This is a genomic window from Sphingobacterium sp. UBA7855, from assembly GCA_002500745.1.
GTDB lineage: Bacteria > Bacteroidota > Bacteroidia > Sphingobacteriales > Sphingobacteriaceae > Sphingobacterium.
Window position 1 is genome coordinate 508,815 of record DLST01000018.1, and the last position, 23,552, is coordinate 532,366.

Annotated in this window: 20 protein-coding genes; 8 read left to right on the forward strand and 12 right to left on the reverse strand. The window is 40.6% G+C overall.

The features are described from left to right. Window positions 1-19 precede the first annotated feature (19 nt). The 3 genes from recG (at window position 20) to lipB (ending at window position 4,588) form a co-directional block, all read left to right on the forward strand. Window positions 20-2,125, forward strand: coding sequence for an ATP-dependent DNA helicase RecG (recG, locus tag B2107_RS18320; protein ID WP_293957186.1), 2,106 nt, complete (start codon window positions 20-22; stop codon window positions 2,123-2,125). Between the two features lie 516 nt (window positions 2,126-2,641). After that, window positions 2,642-3,832 (forward strand): GTPase HflX, encoded by a 1,191-nt coding sequence (gene hflX / locus B2107_RS18325; RefSeq protein ID WP_293957187.1) that lies wholly within the window; start codon window positions 2,642-2,644, stop codon window positions 3,830-3,832. Window positions 3,833-3,892: 60 nt separating this feature from the next. Then, window positions 3,893-4,588 carry a lipoyl(octanoyl) transferase LipB gene (lipB, locus tag B2107_RS18330; RefSeq protein WP_293957188.1) on the forward strand — a complete coding sequence of 232 codons (696 nt, stop codon included), beginning with the start codon at window positions 3,893-3,895 and terminating at the stop codon, window positions 4,586-4,588. A gap of 180 nt (window positions 4,589-4,768) precedes the next feature. Here lipB and B2107_RS18335 read toward each other — a convergent pair whose 3' ends face one another. The 3 genes from B2107_RS18335 to B2107_RS18345 all read right to left on the reverse strand — a co-directional run bounded on the left by B2107_RS18335 (window position 4,769) and on the right by B2107_RS18345 (window position 7,030). After that, window positions 4,769-5,989 carry a hypothetical protein gene (locus B2107_RS18335; protein ID WP_293957189.1) on the reverse strand — a complete coding sequence of 407 codons (1,221 nt, stop codon included), beginning with the start codon at window positions 5,987-5,989 and terminating at the stop codon, window positions 4,769-4,771. 215 nt (window positions 5,990-6,204) lie between these two features. After that, complete coding sequence (locus B2107_RS18340) at window positions 6,205-6,585, reverse strand: hypothetical protein (RefSeq protein WP_293957190.1); 381 nt, start codon at window positions 6,583-6,585, stop codon at window positions 6,205-6,207. Between the two features lie 28 nt (window positions 6,586-6,613). Continuing rightward, window positions 6,614-7,030 (reverse strand): hypothetical protein, encoded by a 417-nt coding sequence (locus B2107_RS18345; protein ID WP_293957191.1) that lies wholly within the window; start codon window positions 7,028-7,030, stop codon window positions 6,614-6,616. 188 nt (window positions 7,031-7,218) lie between these two features. Between B2107_RS18345 and B2107_RS18350 the strand changes: the two genes are divergently transcribed. Both B2107_RS18350 and B2107_RS18355 read left to right on the forward strand, forming a co-directional pair. Continuing rightward, the gene (locus B2107_RS18350) at window positions 7,219-7,995 is read left to right on the forward strand and encodes a hypothetical protein (protein ID WP_293957192.1); all 777 of its coding nucleotides are present in this window, start codon (window positions 7,219-7,221) and stop codon (window positions 7,993-7,995) included. 127 nt (window positions 7,996-8,122) lie between these two features. After that, window positions 8,123-9,814: a HEPN domain-containing protein gene (locus B2107_RS18355; protein ID WP_293957193.1), complete on the forward strand. Its 1,692-nt coding sequence runs from the start codon at window positions 8,123-8,125 to the stop codon at window positions 9,812-9,814. A 45-nt stretch (window positions 9,815-9,859) separates the two neighbouring features. Here the strand turns inward: B2107_RS18355 and B2107_RS18360 are convergent, their stop codons facing one another. The 3 genes from B2107_RS18360 to B2107_RS18370 form a co-directional block, all read right to left on the reverse strand. Beyond that, window positions 9,860-10,279, reverse strand: a complete 420-nt coding sequence (locus tag B2107_RS18360) for a DUF4143 domain-containing protein (protein WP_409529645.1) — start codon at window positions 10,277-10,279, stop codon at window positions 9,860-9,862. 300 nt (window positions 10,280-10,579) lie between these two features. Then, complete coding sequence (locus tag B2107_RS18365) at window positions 10,580-10,762, reverse strand: AAA family ATPase (RefSeq protein WP_294185161.1); 183 nt, start codon at window positions 10,760-10,762, stop codon at window positions 10,580-10,582. A gap of 22 nt (window positions 10,763-10,784) precedes the next feature. Beyond that, window positions 10,785-10,982: an AAA family ATPase gene (locus B2107_RS18370; RefSeq protein ID WP_293957194.1), complete on the reverse strand. Its 198-nt coding sequence runs from the start codon at window positions 10,980-10,982 to the stop codon at window positions 10,785-10,787. Window positions 10,983-11,470: 488 nt separating this feature from the next. Here B2107_RS18370 and B2107_RS18375 point away from each other — a divergent pair, with 488 nt between their 5' ends. Then, window positions 11,471-11,842 (forward strand): hypothetical protein, encoded by a 372-nt coding sequence (locus B2107_RS18375; RefSeq protein WP_293957195.1) that lies wholly within the window; start codon window positions 11,471-11,473, stop codon window positions 11,840-11,842. Window positions 11,843-11,844: 2 nt separating this feature from the next. Next, on the forward strand, window positions 11,845-13,260 hold the full coding sequence (locus B2107_RS18380) for a PLP-dependent aminotransferase family protein (protein WP_293957196.1): 1,416 nt from the start codon (window positions 11,845-11,847) through the stop codon (window positions 13,258-13,260). Between the two features lie 257 nt (window positions 13,261-13,517). On the opposite strand, the gene B2107_RS18385 is transcribed toward B2107_RS18380, so the two are convergent. From B2107_RS18385 to B2107_RS18410, 6 genes are all read right to left on the reverse strand, one after another. Beyond that, window positions 13,518-15,161 carry a PepSY-associated TM helix domain-containing protein gene (locus B2107_RS18385; RefSeq protein WP_293957197.1) on the reverse strand — a complete coding sequence of 548 codons (1,644 nt, stop codon included), beginning with the start codon at window positions 15,159-15,161 and terminating at the stop codon, window positions 13,518-13,520. 6 nt (window positions 15,162-15,167) lie between these two features. Then, window positions 15,168-15,446 (reverse strand): hypothetical protein, encoded by a 279-nt coding sequence (locus B2107_RS18390; RefSeq protein ID WP_293957198.1) that lies wholly within the window; start codon window positions 15,444-15,446, stop codon window positions 15,168-15,170. 372 nt (window positions 15,447-15,818) lie between these two features. Next, window positions 15,819-18,245: a TonB-dependent receptor gene (locus tag B2107_RS18395; RefSeq protein ID WP_293957199.1), complete on the reverse strand. Its 2,427-nt coding sequence runs from the start codon at window positions 18,243-18,245 to the stop codon at window positions 15,819-15,821. A 113-nt stretch (window positions 18,246-18,358) separates the two neighbouring features. Further along, window positions 18,359-19,075 carry a DUF4198 domain-containing protein gene (locus B2107_RS18400; protein WP_293957200.1) on the reverse strand — a complete coding sequence of 239 codons (717 nt, stop codon included), beginning with the start codon at window positions 19,073-19,075 and terminating at the stop codon, window positions 18,359-18,361. A gap of 378 nt (window positions 19,076-19,453) precedes the next feature. Further along, on the reverse strand, window positions 19,454-20,266 hold the full coding sequence (locus tag B2107_RS18405; RefSeq protein WP_293957201.1) for an MBL fold metallo-hydrolase: 813 nt from the start codon (window positions 20,264-20,266) through the stop codon (window positions 19,454-19,456). A gap of 72 nt (window positions 20,267-20,338) precedes the next feature. Beyond that, on the reverse strand, window positions 20,339-21,766 hold the full coding sequence (locus B2107_RS18410) for an L-serine ammonia-lyase (protein WP_293957202.1): 1,428 nt from the start codon (window positions 21,764-21,766) through the stop codon (window positions 20,339-20,341). A gap of 214 nt (window positions 21,767-21,980) precedes the next feature. Between B2107_RS18410 and B2107_RS18415 the strand changes: the two genes are divergently transcribed. Continuing rightward, on the forward strand, window positions 21,981-23,528 hold the full coding sequence (locus B2107_RS18415) for a glycoside hydrolase family 10 protein (RefSeq protein ID WP_293957203.1): 1,548 nt from the start codon (window positions 21,981-21,983) through the stop codon (window positions 23,526-23,528). The last annotated feature ends 24 nt before the right edge of the window (window positions 23,529-23,552 follow it).

The following is a 23,552-nucleotide window of genomic DNA, read 5'->3' on the forward strand; positions in this document are numbered from 1 at the left end:
ATTTAGCCATTCAAGAAGAATGGCTGAATTAAGTTTAATTACCCCCATAGAATACCTCAAAGGTGTAGGTCCACAAAAAGCAGATGTACTCAAAAAAGAGCTACAGGTGTTTACCATTGGTGATCTATTGACGCAATATCCTTTCCGTTATATCGACCGTACGGAGTTTCATAAAATCCGGAAACTTCATCCCGATATGATGGCGGCACAGGTACTGGGGCGATTGGTTTCGCTACAACTCGTGGGCGAGAAAAAAACGAAACGTCTTGTCGGTTCTTTCAAAGACGAAACGGGCTCCATGGAATTGGTCTGGTTCCAGTCCATCCCATGGCTCCAAAAATCATTAAAAGTCGGCTCAGCCTATATTATTTACGGCAAGCCGAGCGAATTCAATGGGCAGCTTTCCATTACGCATCCCGAAATGGATTTATATAATCCGCAGGTTAAACAGATCGGCAACATGAGTTTACAGCCGGTGTATTCGTCGACAGAAAAACTCAAAAAGTTCAATCTAGATACCAAAGGGATCCAACGCTTGCAGCAAACTGCATTGGAAACCGTATTCCGTAGTATTGATGAATCGCTTCCCCAGAATGTGCTTGCTAAACATGGCCTCATTTCCAGGCAACAGGCGTTCGCTTCCATCCATTTTCCAAGCGATCAAAAGGAGCTGAACCAAGCCATCAAACGCATCAAATTTGAAGAGCTATTCTTTATTCAGCTCAAGCTGCTCAACAACAAGCAGCTGAATACACAGAAATTCAGAGGCCAGCGGTTCAATAAAGTCGGTGAAAAATTCAACACGTTCTTTAATGAACGTCTTCCATTCCCTTTGACAGGAGCGCAAAAGCGCGTTGTGAAGGAAATCCGTATGGATACCAATACAGGTGCACAGATGAACCGCCTGGTACAGGGCGATGTTGGATCCGGGAAAACGGTTGTTGCCCTCATGAGCATGTTGCTTGCTGTCGACAATGGATTTCAGGCCTGTATGATGGCTCCGACAGAAATCTTGGCGACCCAGCATTATCATGGACTTAAAGATCTTGTTGGCGACGATATTGTTACGATAAAGCTTCTCACTGGCTCCACTAGTACGAAAGAACGCCGTTTGATCCACCAGGCACTGGAAGATGGCAGCTTAAATATTTTAATTGGCACCCACGCCCTAATCGAGGACAAGGTAAAATTCAACAACCTGGGCTTCGTTGTTATTGACGAGCAGCACCGTTTTGGTGTAGAACAGCGGGCCAAACTCTGGCGCAAGAATGTCATTCCACCACACATGCTGGTCATGACAGCAACACCAATTCCACGGACATTGGCGATGACCATGTACGGCGACTTGGACATCTCCGTGATAGACGAATTACCTGCGGGGCGTAAACCCATCAAGACTGTCCACTTTTTTGAAAGTTCGCGTTTGCGAATGTTTGGTTTTATGCGTGAGGAGATTGCCAAAGGCAGGCAGGTTTATGTAGTGTACCCGCTCATTAAGGAAAGCGAAAAACTTGATCTGATATATTTAGAAGCAGGACTAGAAAATTTGCAACGCGAATTTCCGCTACCTCAATACAAGGTCAGCATTGTTCATGGTAAAATGCCCGTAAAAGATAAGGACTTTGAGATGCAGCGCTTTGTCAAACACGAAACGCAGATCATGGTTGCTACCACCGTTATTGAGGTCGGAGTGAATGTTCCCAATGCCTCGGTCATGGTCATTGAAAATTCCGAACGTTTTGGGCTATCCCAGCTGCACCAATTGCGTGGCCGCGTGGGCCGTGGTGCTGAACAGTCTTTCTGTATCCTGATGTCGGGGAATAAACTAAGCAAAGAAGGACGTTTAAGGCTGGATACCATGGTGCGCACCAACGATGGATTTGAAATTGCAGAAGTGGATCTGCAGCTTCGTGGGCCGGGCGATATATCCGGGACACAGCAGTCGGGTGTGCTTGACCTTAAAATGGCCAATCTGGCCACCGATCAAGCGTTGCTAACGGAATGCCGCAACACAGTCATTGAAATCTTCAACGAAGATCCAACACTCCAGAGCGAAAAAAATCAGTTGCTCCGAAGCTTCCTCGCAAGAAAATCAGATGGCATTGCCTGGGACAAGATTTCTTAACCGCATGTCATTTTCGAAATAAAAAACGGGGCCAACAAATAAACTAATAACGTATTTAAGTGAATAAACAGAGCGCAGTGGAATCTTAAGGCCGATTATCAACATACATAGGATACGAATTGGTATTAATTAGCGTTTGAAGACAATTTAACTTTTTTGTATATAAAACCAAATTTATTTACTTTTGCATCATTATGAACATGATATAGAAAAATATCCCTTCTTTTACTAGGCAAAAGATGGCGACCGAACGCTTACATATTTTGAGTTGCCCTGGTAAGCAAATCACAGGAAATTTATTGGTTAATGGAGAATTATGTCATAATCGGCATCAGTCTTGTGTGGTGTACAAATACATAAATTCTTAAATTTACCTTTTCAAACAAACATCGAGCTTTCGGGCTCATTGAACAATAATTAAAAAAGTGAATGAATAACAAGAGTTAGGTAATAAATAGCTTGCACAGCACTGTTCAATCACCTTTCGATTTCACTTAAAAGACTTAATAGTACAAAATGGCCAGATTTAAAATACACGATACAGCTATAAAACCCGAAACAGCCGTCTTGGTGAGTGTCATCACCCCAAGCGTAACGGAAACAAAAGCAAAGGAATATTTGGAGGAACTTGAATTTTTGGTGCAGACTGCCGGTGGGGAGACCAAAGGCATGTTTACACAAAAACTGGGTTTTCCTGACCGAGCTACATTTGTGGGCAGTGGAAAGCTGGAAGAAATAAAAGCATATGTCGAAGCCGAGGAAATTGACATCGTTGTTTTCGACGATGAGCTTTCACCTTCACAATTGCGTAATATTGAAAAAGAACTGAAACGCAAAATATTGGACCGCTCCAATCTCATCCTGGACATCTTTGCCCGACATGCCAAAACCGCACAGGCGAAGACACAGGTGGAATTGGCACAGCTGCAATACCTTTTACCTCGTTTGACCCGTATGTGGACCCACTTGGAACGTCAGCGCGGGGGTATTGGTATGCGTGGTCCGGGTGAGTCACAGATTGAAACCGATAGACGGATCATCCTGGACAAAATTTCTTTGTTCAAAGAACGCCTAAAAGCAATCGACAAGCAAAACGAGACGCAGCGGAAAAACCGTGGTGAGATGATCCGTGTAGCCCTTGTAGGTTATACCAATGTCGGAAAATCGACAATCATGAATATGATTTCCAAGTCTGACGTACTGATCGAGAATAAACTTTTTGCTACACTCGACACTACAGTTCGCAAAGTTGTGATCGACAACCTCCCCTTCCTGCTTTCAGATACCGTTGGTTTTATCCGTAAACTACCACACCATTTGGTGGAATGTTTCAAATCCACATTGGATGAAGTTCGGGAAGCCGATGTCCTGATCCACGTAGTCGACATTTCACATCCGAATTTTGAAGATCATATCCAGGCGGTAAACGAAACATTGAAGGACCTTAAAGCGCTGGACAAACCGGTGATTACGGTGTTCAACAAAATTGACCTTTATAAACCGGCTGTCGAAGAAGGACACGATGGCGAGGAGATCGAGGTCACGTTGGATGATTTCCGCAAATCATGGATGGCAAAAAATTCAGACCCGGCGATCTTCCTGTCAGCAACAAATAAAACGAATATCGAAGAGTTCAAACAAAAACTTTACGATATCATTGTGAAGATGCACAATGAACGTTACCCATACAATAACTTATTGTATTAATTTTGACAAATAACCCTGTGAATGGGCCTCATGCCCATTCACAGTTTAAAAAAATACGAAATGAACAAAGAGGTGCAGTTTCAAGATTGGGGTCTTGTCGATTACCAAGAAGCATGGGACAGACAAGAATCCATCTTTAAGGGAGTATTGGATATCAAGCACGACAATAGGGTCAATGCGACAACGACCATTACCCCAAATTACTTGATCTTCACAGCACATCCGCATGTTTACACCTTGGGGAAAAGCGGGCACGAGGAATACTTGCTGTTAGATGAAAAAGGGCTCGAAGAGAAGGAGGCCAAATTCTACAAGATCAACCGCGGTGGTGACATTACTTATCACGGCCCCGGGCAGATTGTCGGTTACCCAATCCTGGATCTTGATAACTTCTTTACTGATATACACCTTTACCTGCGCACACTGGAAGAAGCGATCATATTGACCTGTGCTGATTTTGGTATTGAAGCCGGAAGATATCCTGGGTTTACCGGTGTATGGATTGAACCGGATAAGCCAACAGCGCGCAAAATATGTGCGATGGGAGTACGCGCTTCGCGCTGGGTGACCATGCATGGCTTTGCCTTCAATGTCAATACAGATCTTGACTATTTTAGCAATATCATTCCTTGTGGCATCGACGATAAAGATGTTACGTCATTAAAGCGGGAACTTGGCAAAGAAGTCGACATGGAAGATGTGAAAGAAAAACTGAAGGGTCATATTGCGAACCTATTTGAAATGCAAATAGTGTAATTTTAGTTTTCAACAACATAATAAGGGCCTTTGGAGCAGAATTTTAATTCCGCTCCAAAGGCCCTTATTTCTGAGCTTCCCTGTTGCTCCTGTTTAATAAAACTCCTGCTAAGGACACAAACAAAGGCCATTTTCAGACACTTAATGGTCTTTACGTGCCCCCGACCCTATTTCCGAACATTAACAGTAAAACATACATTCGTAGCTGGCGAGTTTTCCTTCGACAAATCTGAAAATAAATAACCCGGCATCGCCATTTTGAATATAGTACGTATGTGGCGTTGAAATCCAATCTGCCGAAAGTAGTTCACCAAAGTGGTCTACAAAGTCTTTTTCTGCGTAATTAGCATCCATCCGCTCATTGCCCATGACAATGGTTTCGCCCTCACTAAGAAATAGCCGATAAAAACTACCCGCCACTCGCCCTTTATTATTTTCTTCAAAGGCGACAATCATATTGGGTGTTTTATAATAGTACTGTGGCTCCCACCCACATTCGGGCATATCTGGGATTTCGGAAACCCGTTGTAAATCCAGTTGCTTCATTTGAGCATCTGTGATCTTTCCGTCAAATAAAGACACGCCTTTCCATTCGAAATGAAAGTTTAAAGCTTTTAGTTTCTTGGCATAAACTTCGGACTGGAGCTCATTTTGGAATTTATTGGCCAAGACCAATTCAAAATCGATATCAACTTTGGGATCCACCACTGCTGCTTTGGTGTAGGTTTCCTTCCAATAAGTAAGGGCTTCTTTCAATTTGAAATACTTGGTCCAGCCTATTTCCCGCAGACGACCTACCGCCGCCAGCTCCTTTTCCTGATCCTTTCCTTTGACGTCCAAGTAATCTTTTAAGACCTTTTCATAGGTGAGTTGGGCACCCAGATATTTCATTTGAATATATTCAGGTCGCTTATGAAAGTGGTCACCAATATACACCCATCCGTCAGCATACAGCGGCACATAATCGACACATACCATTTCATTGGGCCTCGCCCTACGCACAGCGGTACTTGTTGTATTAGGAGCCTTACGCACGCGCAATTGTGACACCTGCACATAGAAATGTGGGCATTGGGCATCTGTTGTTCCACGATAGAAATATTGTTTTGGCTCGCCAGCAGACCTTTTTCCATTCATGGCACTTTTTAGAGGCTGACGGTCTATAAATCCGATATCTCCATTACTTACTTGCACCTTATATTGCATATTGGTGGAGTCCAATAGATATACTGGTGCTTCTGTCGGAAAGATTCCTAAGAGGTCTTTACTGTTTCTTTCTTCACGGTAGAGGTGGCCCCATGTTGAGGTATACATTGGTCGCTGACCTGCTGATTGTGCTACTGCCTGATGCACAAAACAAGCTAAAAGCAGATAGCATATAACAAATACTTTTTTCGACATAAATTAATTCTTTGAATAGTAAAGGTTGATCATTGTATCGCGATCAACAGCAGGCAATATCCCTTTTACAAATGCACCAGAAGCCTTCCCAGTTGTCAGTTAAACAAACACCTTTTCGATAACCAAATTAAACAAAAAAGGGGCCAATGAAATCACGTGAATCAGGTATTTTTTTGAGGTAGGGAACGATCAGATGTATAAACTACTGGATGTCATTATTTGCGTTGCAGTAAGCTCACCTGTCCTTCCAATGATAGGATTGTTTTTTCTTGTGCCTTGACCGTTTGCTCTAAGGCATTAACCAGCTGCTTATAAATACCAAGGCCTTCGGCAGTGACATGCGCTGTTTCTGCAGGTAGAGCACTGAGCGCTCTCTTCTCATCCTTTCGCATCATAGTTCCTTCGCCCATGAGCAACCATGCGGGACTAATATCGGGATGTTTGGACAATATAGCGATCATGGCATCGGAACTGAGTGCGGTATTTTTCTGCCCTCCCTTGAAGTTTGCATAGGAAAGTTGTAAGTCTTTGAAAAATTCGGTTTTGCTGATGCATTTGGTTTCGGCGATCAGCAGCACACGTTCCTTTACATTCACTTTTGCCTCTTTTTAAAATGTTTGTGGTTTACTTGTTTCTTAAAGACTTTATTTCCTTTTCTTGGATAGACAATAATCGCTCTAGCGAAATAATTGTCTTCTCCTGAGACTTAATAGTGATATTTTGTGACGATATGACCTGTTTCAATGAATTGACCACTGCATTAGTTAAACCATCTGCCTCATTAGCTACATAGCCTCCCTCATCTTCTTCCTGAGCATGAATAGGTTTTAACATCTCACCTTCGCCTTTTAATAGCCATTCTGATGAGTAGGCTGGAAATTTTTCAACAATACTCACTAGCCACTTTGCCTGTACGTCTGTGTTATTACTTAAAGCACGTGTAAATACACCTCTACTTGCTCCTACGGCACTTTCGAAGGCTGTTACACTCAGTCCTTCTCTATCTGCTATAACTTTAATTCTCGTTAAAAAAGAACTCATAATCAATAATTATCAATATAAAATTTGTTTAATCGAAAATTAGTGTTTAAATTAGCTTCACTATTGATAATTATAAACACAACATTTTAATCAAAAACCTTAAATACGAAACCAAAAAGGCTTTAGATCAGTGCACGGATCAATATATGCCCTAGTATCGGTTTCATCGACTAAAAAATTATAATCTGATGAAAAATACGGAAAAGAAACTAAAAGCGAAACATTTTCGCTATTTATGCAAGGATATAGTCAAAAATCCAATGATCTATATCAGGGATTTCTATCGCTATGAAACGGATATTATTTGTTGGATGAATAATATTCAGCTTTTTGTCAACGCAGCAACTGCCCCCGAAATGGGAAACCGCAATTTTGCTGAAAACGGATACCATTGCAAAGAAATGATCAAACAGATTGAGGTGGCTTATGTAATTTTTCACCAATGTCAACTCCCGATACAAAAAAAGCCATTGAATTTCTTTTCGACAAAAGAAGACTACCACAACTACGTATTTAAACTGGAATACACGACCCATGGACATATAGATCCTTCTGACACCATCAGCAAGTTCTTCTCGTACCAATCTCTTCAAAAATGGTACGATACAATGGATGATATCATGCACTATCTAACGGTATCCGACTCTCGTAACTACGAATATTTTGGTGATCAAATTATGGCCATACGAGAATTGCTGATGCGACTTGCATTTGCCCTATACTATATCTATAAAGATGAGGGAATATCCTTAAATGTTCCATGCTATGTAAAAGCTATCAATGATGAACCTCATCATTCTACCAAAGAGAAAACTATATTACGGCAAATGATGGAAGAAAGTATTGATAAAAAATATGCTAAAAAAGAAGCGCAGAAAAGTAGTAATGATATTGAAGACAGCCAAGGCTTGGGCACATCAGAAATCCCCGTAAGCGAAAATAGCAACTTAGAAACGATTAACTAACGCATTTTAAGTACCAAAGATCGATGAAACCCGCATAATCTATAATACCAAATTGTAACGAATTCATGAATGCAGTGAAATGATAAACTATTCATGATGAGTTACAACAACACCAAACCAATTAATTATGAACACCGATATTAACCCTATTATCGAAGCAATCCTTCGTGCTGTTGCCGTCGATGAAATTTACCAATGGACTTTTGACCACGACGGTAAAAAGTATCAAATGTTACAGGTCAATCTTACCTCAAATGCCGGAATTCGATTTTCCGATGCCAACAGCCTTATAAACAAAACTGTTGGCACATACCCCAATGTATATATCAATGTGAACTTTACGCACGAAATACAACAAAAAATAGATCAAGGTTTAGGTCGGGCATACCTTATTTGCCAACCTGAAAATCGCATTTATCAGAATCCTGTGCAAGACATCCCCCTTGTCTTACCAGATAATAAAAGTGACGAAGTCGTGGAAAAAACACGAACATATATCGAAAAGGAAAAGGGCAAGATTCGATCTTTTATAGATGGTTACAATTTCTATTTCGAGCATAAAAATCATGCACACGCAGCATTTATGCTACACCAAGCTCTAGAACTTGCATTTCGAACAGCAGAAAACATCCTCGTCGTTGAGGATAAAAAGTCGCATTCGCTAAAAAATCATATAAACTATCTCAAAGCTTTCGACGATCGGCTCGGCACACTAGCTGATAATGACGAAAACAAACAGGCTTTGGGGAAAATTAATAAGGCTTACATTGACTATCGATATCACTTTGACTATTTTATTGACGAAGATGTATTAGAAACAGCCTATCAGATTGCTATCAATACATTAAATTGGATCTACGATTATTCCACTATTTTGTTCAAAGAAATTAAGTCAAAACTTAAACCAATCGTAGTGACCAATATCGAAGTTGAAAATTCCAAAAATAACAATGAAATATACAAGAAAAGTTATTGTAATGCCAATTATCGAGACCTCATTTTAAACGCTATCGAGCGCTATTGCACTCCTGCGTTAGTCGTATGTTTCGGTTATGATTCTGATCATCACAAATATCATAATGCGCTCCAAAGAGCTAAAAAGAACCATATCACCCATTCCTACTATATTTTTGTTGCTTATGAGACTTTAAATGGCGAGATCAATAATCTAACGCAGCTCATAACAGATATGCTTCCCAACAATGTATCGCTCACGCTGGCCCTGGAAAACTCAGCTGTTTTCAGCAAACAGTTTTCAAAGGGTCATCCCTTTTTTCTTTCGCTCCTGAAAGCGGGCGATATCTGGTTGCAAAATACATCCATGGCCAATATCGATCTGGAAAGCATCGTTGCCCCACAGCTAAATCTAGGTTATGTACGTCAACAATGGAAGACGCGCTATAATAACGCGCGCACATTATATTTACCTTGTGAGGAAGACTACTCAGCAATAAGCATCGAGGCCATATATTATATGCTATCTCAAGCGCTGCAACAAGTTTGTCTTGGCGTAATCAATACCGTACTTCAATACAAACCGCAACGGATCAATCTCACTTTCCTCATGCAACTCTGCAAATTGATAGTTCCTGATGCCTACGCCACATTTTGCTTGGACCATGAAGAGCCACTTAAGGCCTTTAAAAATATTACGGAAGCACAACAACAATTTACGCACAATGCAAATTATAAAGGAGATCCACTAACAATTATAGAATTGCAAAAACGCACAAAAACGTTTATGGAAAGATGTAACCAAGAGATGGAAAGCTATTTTGAAAAAATTTCTAACCAACAGCTGGTCGAACAAGTTGAATAGAAGGGGTTATTAAAAATAGAAGCTTGAGCACCCTTATTTCAACGATTATTCAAGACCAATAAACGCTCTAAAATTATCCTTTGAGATTACCTGAACATCTGCGCTATAGGCTTGTACAAAATTTGACGGTATTTTTGCTTTCGCCTTAGGATTCCATTTAAATTCGTAACCAGTTATTTTGCCGTCCGCTTCTTCTACATAATCGATTTCTTGCTGCTGTTTAGTCCGCCAAAAGTATTTGTTGACAAAACGTCGGCTATAACTATTGTTCTTTAAGCGTTCTAAAATCAGAAAATTCTCCCAGAGTGCACCCACATCATCTCTTAATTCTATTGGATTAAAGTTTTGTATCACAGCATTGCGGATTCCGTTGTCATAAAAATATATTTTTCGATTTGTCTTTATCTCATTACGCAGATTTCGGCTAAAGGAAGTCAAGGGGAATATAATGTAAGAAATTTCCAAGAGATGAATATAATTGGCAACAGTGTTTTTATCAACTCCTGTAAGCTGGGCAATTTAATTATAGCTCACTTCGGATCCAATTTGAAAGGCTAAGGCTTGAAGGATCTTCTCGAGAACTTCTGGTTTTTTTATATTCGCTAAGGTCAAAATATCCCGATACAAATAACTTTAAGAGATCTCATTGAGTACTTCCCGTTCGTCACCGCGGCTAGTAATCGATTCTGGATAAAATCCATAAACCAGTCTAGTTTCCAGATCGCCTGCAGCATTAAGAAAGCCAATACTATGCTCATATTCTGCCTAAGAAATAGGGAAAAGATTGAACTCTCTCTTACGTCCTGTCAATGGCTCATGTGTATGGGTTTTCAACTCAAGCGCCGAGGATCCGCTGAGGATAAGCTGTACATCTTTACATTGGTCATGTATAATTTTTGCTGTTAAACCAATATTTTCGATACGCTGTGCTTCATCAATAAATACCACTTTAGCTTGACCAATAATTGTTTCAATCTCTTTTGGTGTTAGGACTGTTGAGATAAGTCCTTACCAAGGGATCATCCCCATCCAAAAATAAATAATCGTCACCAGAAAGTATCTCTTTGATCAGGGTAGTTTTACCTACTTGCCGCGGACCAATTAGTAGGATAGTTTTCCCCTTAAAAAGTGCTTGCTCCAACTTATTTTTGATTAATCGCTGTATCATAGTACATTTTGTATTCACCAAAAGTCATGCTTTTCGGTGAGTATATTCACCAAAAGTCATGCTTTTCGGTGAGTATATTCACCAAAAAGCATGACTTTTGGTGAATTATAATATCATAAAACTTTTGTATACTATTAAATACTGCCTTAAATACGATGAGATCCCCAGAATTCATCAGTCGAAGCCTAAAGAAATCACCAAAATATTTATCGAAGAATGTAACTAGGAGATGGAAAGCCACCATTTCTTCATCTCCTTAAACAAAATTGACCAAGAAGCCTCGCAAAGCAAGGGCGGCAGAAAAATGAGAAAGATGACATCCGGATCAATCGTAACTACGGGTAAAGTGGGAATAGTGTAAAGATCTCAAATGGAAATTACAAAAATCACAGGACAACCTAATTTTTTTCTGTACCCCTATTTTAACGGCACTCTGTACCTAAACAGCATCCTGTACCCTTCTTAAATTAGCAAAAAGATTTATTCTAATGGCGACAACTGCACATCAACCGTATCTGATCAGACAAGTGGATCTTTCTGATTTAGCGTTTATCAAAGAAATGCAAAACAAAAAGCAGGTAGATACAGCACGCATAAGCATGCCTTTCCTGGTGCTCGACCAAGGCAATCAATTAAAAGCCTTTTCATCTGTAATACTCTGCAAAAAGAATTTACTGTCGGTCGAAATGACCTACGAGGGTCCTATTTCGGATACGCTTTCCATCGTATTTATGGACAAAGCGCAATCCTTCTTTGAGCAGCAGTTGATGGACCTATTTGGTTCGGAAGAATCGCTCAGAAAAGGAATCCACCGATATAATAACTGGTTAAATCAAAACAGAAACAGTAAATTAGCATAAGGATGGAACAGCAACTCTTATATAAAAAAATAGCCAATATTGTCGAAAACCAGATCAAAAATGGTTCCTTGGTATATGGCGATCGTTTACCTTCTGTCCGCAGCGCTCAGAAATTATACAATGTAAGTTTAAATACGGCAAAAAGTGCCTATATGGAACTAGAGAGTCGATCGCTCATTGAATCACGCCCTAAATCAGGTTATTTCGTTAGCCGGTCTGGTCTTCGTCGGATGGCGATTCCCTCCATTTCTACATTCAAAATCGACAAAAAGAAACAAGATCCCGCGGCATTGATCGATAAAGTTTTCCACTCCTTGGAAGACAAGGAAATTACACGCTTTTCACTGGGTTTACCGAGTGCATCATTACTTCCGATTCAGAAACTCAATCGATGCATTATAGAGTCGGTTCATGAACTGCATGATTATGGTGATCAATATGGACAGGTACAGGGAAGTCCGAGCTTACGGAAAGAAATTGCCAAATGGTCATTGGTACTTGAAGGAAAAATAAGTGACGAGGATCTTATTATCACGTCGGGCGCCATGAATGCCATCTACAGCTGTCTTCGTGCCGTCACTAGACCCGGCGACACCATAGCGGTAGAAAGTCCCCTTTATTTCGGCTTTATTCAGGCTTTTCAACTACTGGGTCTCAAAACCATCGAGATTCCTACCCACCCTATTACGGGAATTGAATTGGATGCACTGAAAAAAGTTATTCATAAAATTGATGTCTGTTGTTTTGTCACCAACTTTAGCAATCCATTGGGCGCACTAATGCCTGAAGAACACAAGAAAGAGCTTGTGAAACTGCTGGCACACCACCATATTCCATTGATTGAAGACGACCTCTATGGTAACATCTATTTCGGTTCGTCGCGGCCAAGACCATGCAAATATTTTGACGAGGAGGGACTAGTGATGTGGTGTGGATCATTTACCAAAGTATTAGCCCCCAGTTTTCGGCTCGGATGGGTAGAACCTGGGCAATACAAGGATAAGATCCTAAAACAAAAACTCATACAGACGATTTCGCAGCCTGCAATTTATCAAGAGGCGGTCTCTAAATTCTTACAGATTGGCCGTTACGACCATCACCTTAACAGCTTGAGAAAAAAACTGTACAGCAATTATGTCAATTTCAGAAACAGCATTGAGGCCCATTTCCCGGAAAACACCAAAATGTCGCAGCCAGAAGGTGGCTTTGTACTTTGGTTAGAGCTGGACAAAAAGATAGACTCAACGGTACTCTACGATTATGCGCTCAGGCAAAAGTTGAGTTTTGCACCGGGAAGGATGTTTACGCAGCACGATCAGTTTAAAAACTGTATTCGGCTTAACTATGCGGTGGACTGGAACGAAAAGACGGCACAGGATCTGATGCGCCTCGGCCGATTTTTTAAGGCTGTATTGTAAGAGGAATACCATTGAGACCTTCTTTGGGAAAATAACTACGTTTCCATCACGGGTCAACACTGTATTAAACATTTCCGCGATCATCAGTTTGGTATGATTGGATAAGATTTGCTCTGCGCCGCGCCGCGTTGTCTACCCAGATCTTGACCTTAAAGGTATTTAACCTGTATCCTATAAACGTTCGAAGGGCACCTTGTGGGCGCGCTGGGAATTAAAAAACAAAGTGTACTCACCTCGCAGAGAGAAAGGAATCCTTGTTAACGAATCGGCTCAAAGAATTTTTTAGTCTTGTTATAGGCGATTACACCAATTATACCGATCATCAGCCATAAAAAGTCGACGACAAAAATATCCCGCTGTCCATTGCGGAAGGTATCCCAGATCCAGTTACCACTCATAAAACCGTTGACAAGTGGAATAAAAAATGCCAATATGCTTCCAACCAGTAAGGTTTCGCGATTGGTTCTGCGTATGCTTCTCCGGATAATGTAATACAGTGAAAATAGGAGCCAGCTGTAGAAATAAACGCGGTAAATAAAATCCTGATTGACTTCTGGGCTCAATTTAATAGCAATGAAAGTCAATGCAGTGACAGGTAACATCGTCAGACATATTGCCGTGAAAATATTGGCCGCCCAGAAATTGAATTTTCGTTTTCGTGGAATTACGTTGTTTTTGTCACGCGCTACCAACCAGATCAGTATACCGGAGATAATAACGAGACAGCCCATAGCTCCTAAAATAAAGTACACCGTCTTTAGCGGGTAGCCTCCATAATCGCCATAATGCAGCCGATATATAATGCTACGGACCCCGTCTGCATAGGTAGCTTGGCTTACAGGGGATTTTTCGGTAACAATTGTATTATCGGCAACTCGCACGGATAATATACCCGAACCAGCAAAACTTTTATTGAAATGCGGCTCAAGCTCCATGGCAACATGCATATTGGAATCTGCGTAATTTTTGATCGTGATGCGCTGAAAATCGGATTCTGGCCATTTATATTTTGCCAGATCCAAAAATGGAGCGATCTTAACATGTGCCTCAAGGGGCTTATAGGTATATGGGAAATTTGTATCCGCACTAACACCTATATCTTGATACATTTTTTGTTGATCACCGTCATAAAGTAGCTTACTAAGTGGTAAAGCCAATACCGAATTGATAATCAAAAAGGTTCCGGTCACGGCAAAGATAAATTGGAATGGGAAACCGATAACACCCAATGCCGTATGCATATCGGTCCATACTGTTTTCCATTTGCTGAAAGGCCTGAATACAAAGAAGTTTGATACAATCTTATCCCAATGTAACAATAACCCAGTGATAAGAGCAAATAGAAAAATAAAAGCGGTTATGCCTGCAATAAGATAACCAAATGGTGCTATGCCTACCCTAATCGGTACTTGATTGAGCTGGGCCAAGAAATGTAAACGGAATAAAAACTCTCCCATATCGTAATTCTGCACATAATCACCATATTTTTTGTTGGCGAAATTGTAGGTAAAGTTTTTCGAATCATCCTCTCCTCCTCTTCTTCGGCTATTTTTCTTTGCAGCTTTTTGTTCAGGCGTTATCTTGGCTAAATTTTCTTTGTTTATGATTGTGTCGTTAGATGCACTGAGTGCCACATAAGCTGCGGTGCCTTCGCGGTGCATATAAAAGGTGACATCACGTCCGTGTAAATTGGTCTGCCCCTTGATTGAATCTAGCAATCGGTCAAAGTTTTGATGATCTTCACGGTAGGTTTTATAGGATGTATTATTCTGCCAGGCAGCAATTTCATGTCTAAAAAATGCAAATGAACCCGCAAAGAATATCACATAGAGGATAGCACAAATGGTAATGCCACTGATCGTATGTGTATTGAAGTAAATATTATAATTTCGGTTATTCATGACGAATTACATTTTAAAGAAATAAGGCAAAGAGAAAATTGCTGCCAAAAGCAAGTATATCCCCCATATCTTCCATCCGTTCTTAGCAAGGAAGGCCAATAAAAGCAATATTGCCCATAATAGATAACCGGTGAGACACGCTGTAGCAACAACATCTTTTTTCTCAAAAATATGTGTGACTAAGACATGAAATGAGAGCATCACAACATAACCACCGACAAAACCGGCTGTAATTTTCAGGAACCGTTGAAAGGGTGTACTGAGATATTTTTTATTGGCAGGCATATTTTATCGGTTAGGAAATTAACAATTCAACACAAAGGCTAAACAAATAGAGGCCCAATATCGGATACAATTTAAAATAGCGGTAAGGATTCAAAAAAACCACGAGACTCATCATGCACATGAAGTAAGCAAAAAAAGCAAAAAAGCCCGCTCCGAAACCTTGCAGATAAAGCACGACGGCAAATGGAATGAGTAGCAGTAATATGCTTAAAATGCGCACAAACTTCGTTTGTGCGCACATTCTTTCTAGCCAAGGTGGTCTAGGCCCGAACTTCACTTTTTTACTTGAACTGTAAAAAATATATTTTCCACAAAGTATCACGATAAGCAATGTACTATACATCAGTTTTATATTTTAGCTAGATCGTTTGTTTAAAACTTATAGGTAACTCCCATACGGAAATTACGTCGCGCTTCTACGATATAGGTATAATAGCTCACACTTTCTGCTATTTTAGCATTTTTTGCTGTGATAGAGCCTGCTGTAAGTAGCTTTCTTTTGTCCAACAAGTTATTAACCATTACAGAGATACTATATCTGCCTTTTTGGTAACTAATACCACCATCAGTTCGCAAATAATTCTTGAAATTACTTTCTTTTGTGGTTCCGATAGCACGATCAAACATTCCTTGAACGCTACCGACAAAGCCGATACCTTTCAACGGACCCTGCTGCAAACGATAGGATACCCAAGTGTTGGCAGTATGTTTTGCAGTATTTGGCGTAATATCACCAATCTTCTCTTCTCTTGAATCTTTTGATATTTTAGAGTCCGTCAACGCATAGTTGGCATTCACATTTAATCCGGGTAGCACTTCGCCAGTTACATCAAACTCGATACCTTTCGATGTTGTCTCACCTAAAGCTATTTTAAAGAAACTATTTGTACTTCCTGGTATTGGATGATCAAAATCATCAGCTAGTGCATTTTTTCTTTTTATCTGATAGGCACTTAAAGTCGATATCCACTTTCCACCTCCCCATTCTTTTTTCACACCAGCTTCAAGATCGTTCCCACGAACCGGCTTGAAAGGATTTCCTTCCCAATCAGAACCAGCCTGAGGAACAAAAGATTGATCAAATAACCCATAAACACTTGTCGATTTGTCAATAGAATAACTCAACCCGACACGTGGAGAAAATGCCTTATCATTTTGGTCTGGTATTACCTGCGTGCCCACTGTTTTTCCCAGCGTTTCTGCCACAGTATAACGCAATCCTAAAGAAAGACGTAACTTTTCATTTAAAAAAGCCATCTCATCATGTGCGTAGAAAGACATATAGCTAGTTAAATTCACATAGTTGGAACCTCCGGCGCGCACCTTGATATTCTTTGATCGGTCAACAACAGGAAAAACTGTTCCCGGAATGTTATATTGTGGATTATAGACGTTCAAAGGTGTACCTGGAATTTCAGCGAGTAAAGTTCCAAAATCGCCCCAAAACTTCTTATTTCCATAATCCGCTCCGACCAATATTCGGTGACGAACACTACCGGTATATTCTTCTCCATTTAAAGAAACCTGACCGAAGCGATTTTCTCCATGCTCGTCCGCAATACTGTAATAACGAGGCATGTCACCATTCGCTGTCATGTAATTCAACCAAGTACTTGTCGCTTTCATATCAAAATTGAAATAGGCCATCTGCGCATGTAATTTCCAGCGATCGTTCAACTTTCGATCTAAATAAACATATGCACTGTGGTCCTTAAGCTTACCTGGTTCCATGGAAGGGTCACCATAGAAAAAATCATTGGAAATATCTGGATCAGCAAATCCCTTAGGCGAAAAAGTATAATTACCATTTGCCAGATAAGTGGATCCCTGATAGGTGTATTCAAATGTTAAACTCGTCAAAGAATCGACCTTATAAGTCACAACTGGTGCCACAACAACACGATTGTTGTAGTTGTATTTTGTAAAATAATCCTTTTGCTGCGCAGCCATATTTAAACGGTATAACAACTTGCCATCTTTCCGTAATTTACCATCAAAATCAACCGCGGCGCGATAGGTACTAAAACTTCCCACATTAAATGTCGCCGATCCCTTAGTATTTCCTGTTGGTTTCTTGGTAACTACATTATAGAAACCTCCTGGTTCGCCATTCGCTAGCATAAAACCTGCTGGTCCTTTTACAAACTCGATTCGTTCGATCATGCTCGCATCTTCGGCAGTTGGGCCCCATGATGCCTCGATATTCATACCGTTACGAAATGCTGGAATCTTAGATCCGCGCATGCGAATGTTAGCGTACTGGTTGTCCCAGTGACCTTGGCGTGTAGCTCCGCTTATATTACGGGTGATACCATCGACAATGTCAAATACTTGCTGATCGGCCATTAAATCGGATGAAATAACCTGTATATTCTGCGGCAACTCCAAGATTGGTGTTTTAAGACGCAAAGACCCCGATATACTATCGAATTTATAGTGTTCATAGTATTTACCATAGACCGTTACCTCATCTATAGACTCGAACTGATCCTTCATCCTAATTTGCCCCAACTGTATATGCTCATCATCCAATACAACTTGCATGGTCTGCTTGCTATAACCGATCGCTTTAACCTCCAAATGGTAGGTCTTCGAAGCAAGCTTATCGAAGATAAAGTGTCCCTTACTGTCCGTACTTGTCGTGACACCAGTATTCGTCAATTTTACGGTCGCTCCGGAAATGGGCTCAGATTTTTCATTGATAAGAAATCCTTCAATAACTTTGTTCGTCTGTGCCTGCGCAACAGAGAAAACCGAACTTATCAAAGGAATGGCTAAAAAGGATAAAGTTTTATTCATGAATGTAGTATGGTAGATGTTTTTTTAGATCTTCTTTTTTCAAAAGGATCCATTACTGTTTCGATGTTTCAAATGGATCCTTTTTAATTATTCAGCATATTTCGGGTCTGCAGCTATTTTACAGTAATAAAAGTCGTACTACCCTGCCATGCAGACGCATAGGGTTTCCCTGCATGTTCACCCGCCACCTCAGCAAATGTACTTGCTTCCAAAACATAAGGTCCTGACCAGAGGGCATCAAATGTTAGCAGTCCATTCTCATCGGCAACAAACTCTTTCCCCCAACCTGTCGCAGAAAAAACGGATACTTTGGCTTGAGGCACAACTTTGCCATTACTGGTGATCTTTGCTTGTAAGCTTTGACCTTTTCTTAAGTTATTCGCTTTTAACAGCTCAATCTGCAATGGATTTTTTACGACGCTATAATCAAGTACTGTCGGCTTTCCAACGATAACCGGTACAAGCGAAGAAAATTCATATTTCGTTTTACCACCCAAATCTTTAGGTGCCTTGACAATGGATAGAAAATAGGTTCCGGTTACGTCAGGTTGAAATGAACCGCTAAAATGATCACCTTTGTTTGTCAGCTGAAGCGTAACGGATTCCTTTCCCGGAGCATGCAATTGGAGCGAAAAATCTTTCACGTCGGAATACCATTTGTCGACCTGATCTCTTTCGTTTGTTGCAAATTCACCATAATATACTTTTACTTCATGGGCTTGATTGATTATCCCATAAGAAGATGCTTCAATCCAGAGTGCGTGTGCATAACCATTATTACTACACAGCAGTACCGCTAAAAAGGTAAAGAATGAAATTAAAATTTTCATAATATGTTGATTGATGTTTAGTTTTTCTTCAACTTATTATGGGAGAATTCCAGGTTTTGTTGGAGTCCAACAACGAATAAATGATAAAATTCGTTATCTTGTAAATTCTTCCATATCGTATATCGGGAGTAACTGATACAGCGTGCTGTTTCAGTCACCTACATGCAGTTGCCGCTGTATGTAGATTTGTACCATGTAATAGATTGCCGTCTATTGCATGGTATTTGTTAGCAGTCTTTTATTATACCGATGTAATTTAGACTGATTAAAAACAGAGCAAATATAACAGGAAATCTTTTTAAATCAAGTATAATTTTTATTTTACAGTATTTTATCTTCTTGGGTTAAGAAAAACTGCGGGGCGAATGGAGGTAAAGTTTAAGAAGAAAGAGCCGCAGGCATTGAAAACGCAGCTAAATGTTGTTCGAGCACATGTTTTAGGTCGAACAACTCAGTTTCCTGATACCGCGTTGCGACATGGAGCTTGATATGTTCGCAATGCGGTTCGAACGTTTGCTGTACAAGATCAACCGTATTGTTTTCACCCGAGAGGTGAGTAAGAATAAGATGTTTAAGACGTTTTGTTTTATGGGCATTAAAAAGTTCAACGGCAACCCGATTTGAAAGATGGCCCCATCCACTACTAATCCTATTTTTAAGAAAATAGGAGTATCGGCCTATCCGCAACATATCTTCATCATAATTTGATTCCAGAAGCAATACATCAGAATGCTGGATAACATGTTGTACATTTTCACAGGGGCGTCCTATATCGGTCAATATCCCAATATTGTATGTTCCATCCGAAACAAGAAAGCTGCACGGTTCTTTGGCATCGTGATATTTGGGAATACCATACACTTTGAGCCCTCCTATTTCGACAACTTCATCGTGACTTATGAGATTTACCAAATGAGATGGAAGTTGCAGCCTGGTACCCTCATAACTACCTTTAGTGATATAAACCGGTAGATTATACTTTTTAGCGAATACGGATAGCCCCCTTATATGATCAGAATGCTCGTGTGTAATGAAAATTGCTTTGATCTGCGTGGGTAAAATACCCAGATTATACATCCGAAGGTGAATATGTTTACTGTTGATACCAGCATCTATCAAAATGGCAGAATCGTCTTTAGCGACATAATAACAGTTTCCATTACTTCCAGAGGCGATTGCGCAATATTTCATTCGTAGACTTTATTTTTAAGAATATATATTATCGCCTCAAAGATACAAAAAACAAAAAGACTCAGCCAATCATTAACATTCGGGCAAACTCAAAGGAATATTGACAGCAAGTCCGCCATCGGCTGTTTCTTTATATTTAGCGTTCATATCAAGAGCCGTCTCCCACATCGTCTTAACCACAGTATCCAAACTAACCTTTGCTTTATCCGGGTTCGATTGTAAAGCCAATTGTGCAGCAGTGATCGCTTTAATAGCACCCATTGTATTGCGTTCAATACATGGGATCTGAACCAACCCACCGATTGGATCGCATGTCAATCCGAGATGATGCTCCATAGCAATCTCGGCAGCCATCAGCACCTGTCGCTGCGATCCACCCAGCACTTCGGTCAACGCTCCGGCAGCCATGGCCGAGGAAACGCCGATCTCTGCCTGACAGCCTCCCATTGCAGCAGAAATGGTTGCATTTTTTTTAAAAATTGAACCAATTTCAGATGCTGTAAGAATAAACTGTATAATTTTATTTTCACGCATTCCGTCGTGGAATGTGATATAATACTGCAATACGGCCGGGATAACACCTGATGCGCCGTTAGTAGGGGCTGTTACCACACGTCCGAAAGATGCGTTTTCTTCATTGACGGCAAGCGCAAAACAACTTACCCAATCCAGAATATATTGAAAGTTTTGTCCTCCTTCACGAATTGCGCCTACCCAAGACGTATAATCCTGATAGGTACGCCCCTGCATTAATTTCTTATTTAGCTTAGCCGCTCTTCTTTCGACATTTAGTCCTCCGGGCAATGTCCCTCCTGTATGGCAGCCACGGTAGATACACTCCTGTATCGTTTGATAAATAGTTAATACCCCCGCTAGCGTTTCGCTCTCTTCGCGCCATGCACATTCATTTTCAAGGACCAGCTCGGAAATTTTCAATCCAGTTTTCATTGTCCAATGTAGGAGTTCCTGCGCAGTATCTACAGGAAATGGAAGGTCTACTTCCGATAAAACACCTTCAGTATCATTTTCTTGCACGACAAAACCACCACCTATAGAATAATAGGTTTCACTAATTGCTTTCCCATTGGATAGAAAAGCCTGAAAAGTAACAGCATTCGGATGAAAAGGTAAGCTTTCGGCATATAAAAAAAGTAAATCTTCCGGGTAGGAAAATGGAATGGTTCGTTCCCCAGCGACTTGGAGTTCACCGCTTGCCTTGATATGGTCCACTTTAGGCGTAACTTGATTAACATCAAAGGTGACGGGATCATCTCCGCTCAATCCTAATAGAACAGCAATATCAGTACCATGCCCAGCCCCCGTCTTAGCTAAAGAACCATAAAGCAAAATTTTAACCTGTTCGATGTCGTTTAATACACCATTTGACTTGAGTACTGCGGTAAATTGCTGCGCTGCACGCCACGGTCCTAAGGTATGTGAACTAGAGGGTCCTATACCAATCTTAAACATATCAAAAACGGAAATCTGTTCTTTGCTCATAATTTTTTTATTGCGGTCAGCCGATCAAGTTACTGCTTTATTAAAAACCGCATCTAAATTAGTACAAATAAAGTACAATGTTACCTGCAATTGCATTATTATCAATTTGAAAACCAAGCTCACATTCTTTTAGCAAGTATCCAACAAACATCTTACATTTTTTAGCGAAAAAGTAAGAAATGCTTCCCTATCTTTGTTGGCTATAATTTATAGGATGACGGGAAAAACAGTTTTATATTCTTTTTTTACTTTTTTTATTTGTTTCTTTTCGATTAGATCGTATTCTCAGCAGCTCCCTAAGCGGGAGTTTCGCGGTGTGTGGGTTGCAACGATAGGTAACATAGACTGGCCCTCCGTGAAGGCTGGCAATAATGTTGCAAAGCAAAAACAGGAATTTATTGATTTATTGGACCAACATCGTAGTGCGGGACTGAATGCGATTATTCTGCAAGTGCGTCCTGCGGCAGACGCCTTCTATGCAAAAGGCAGAGAGCTTTGGAGTAGATACTTAACCGGAAAACAGGGATTGGCACCTTCTCCATTTTATGATCCTTTGGAATTTGCAATCAATGAGGCACACAAGAGAGGAATGGAACTTCATGCCTGGTTCAATCCGTATCGTGCTTCAACTACGTTAAATCCCGCTCATTTTTCGGAAGACCATATTACCAAGCGTCACCCTGAATGGTTCTTCACTTATGCAGGCAAAAAACTTTTCAATCCCGGGATTCCCGAAGTACGTAAATATATTATTGATGTGATTATGGATGTGGTAAAGAACTACGATGTAGACGGAATCCACTTCGATGACTATTTCTACCCCTATCCTGATAACAAAAATACGCCCGTACCGGATCAGATTACTTTTGGTCAATATAATAATGGGATTGAAAAAATTGACGACTGGCGACGCAACAACGTCAACCTGTTGGTACGCGACCTTGGTGTTGCTATCAAAAAGGTAAAGCCCTATGTCAAATACGGTATCAGTCCTTGTGGTGTATGGGACAACAAAGAAAACAATAGTGCTGGCTCGGAGACCCGTGGGCTGAGTGCTTATCGGGAGTTATATGCTGATGGCGTCAAATGGATGCAGGAAGGTTGGATCGATTATATTAATCCGCAGATCTATTTTCCTTTCAAAAATCGAGCAGCGGCGTATGAGATCTTAGTTGACTGGTGGCAGAAACACACCTATGGCCGCCATTTTTATGTGGGCCATGGAGCTTACCGTGTTACCGAAAATAAGATCGGGTGGACAGACCGAAGCCAAATTCCGAGACAGGTACGCCACTTAAGGGAGGAACACAATGTGGAAGGAAGTATTTATTTTAGTTCCAAATCGCTTACTGATAACCTTGCTGGGTTGCAGGACTCTATGCGGAATGACCTATACCGAAGCCCTGCTTTACCGCCTGCGATGCCTTGGCTAGACAGTATTCCACCGAATGCACCTTTTGGTCTTTTAGTGAAAAAATCGCCCAATGCTAGAATGAACACCCTATTTTGGCAAAAGCCAGATATGGCAAGCGATGGGGAGTCTGCCTATGGTTATGTAATCTATCGATTCAACCTCGATGAAAAAGTCGGTATCCAGGATCCGGGAAAAATTATTTTTATCACCTTTGACGGAGATAAGCTTCAGTATACCGATGACGACATCAAACCGCACCAACAGTATAAATATGTCGTGACGGCAATAGACCGAATGAAAAATGAAAGTAAGCCGTCTGATAGTAGGACAGCCATCGAAGAGAATTAAACCAACCCTTAAAAAAACACCTCT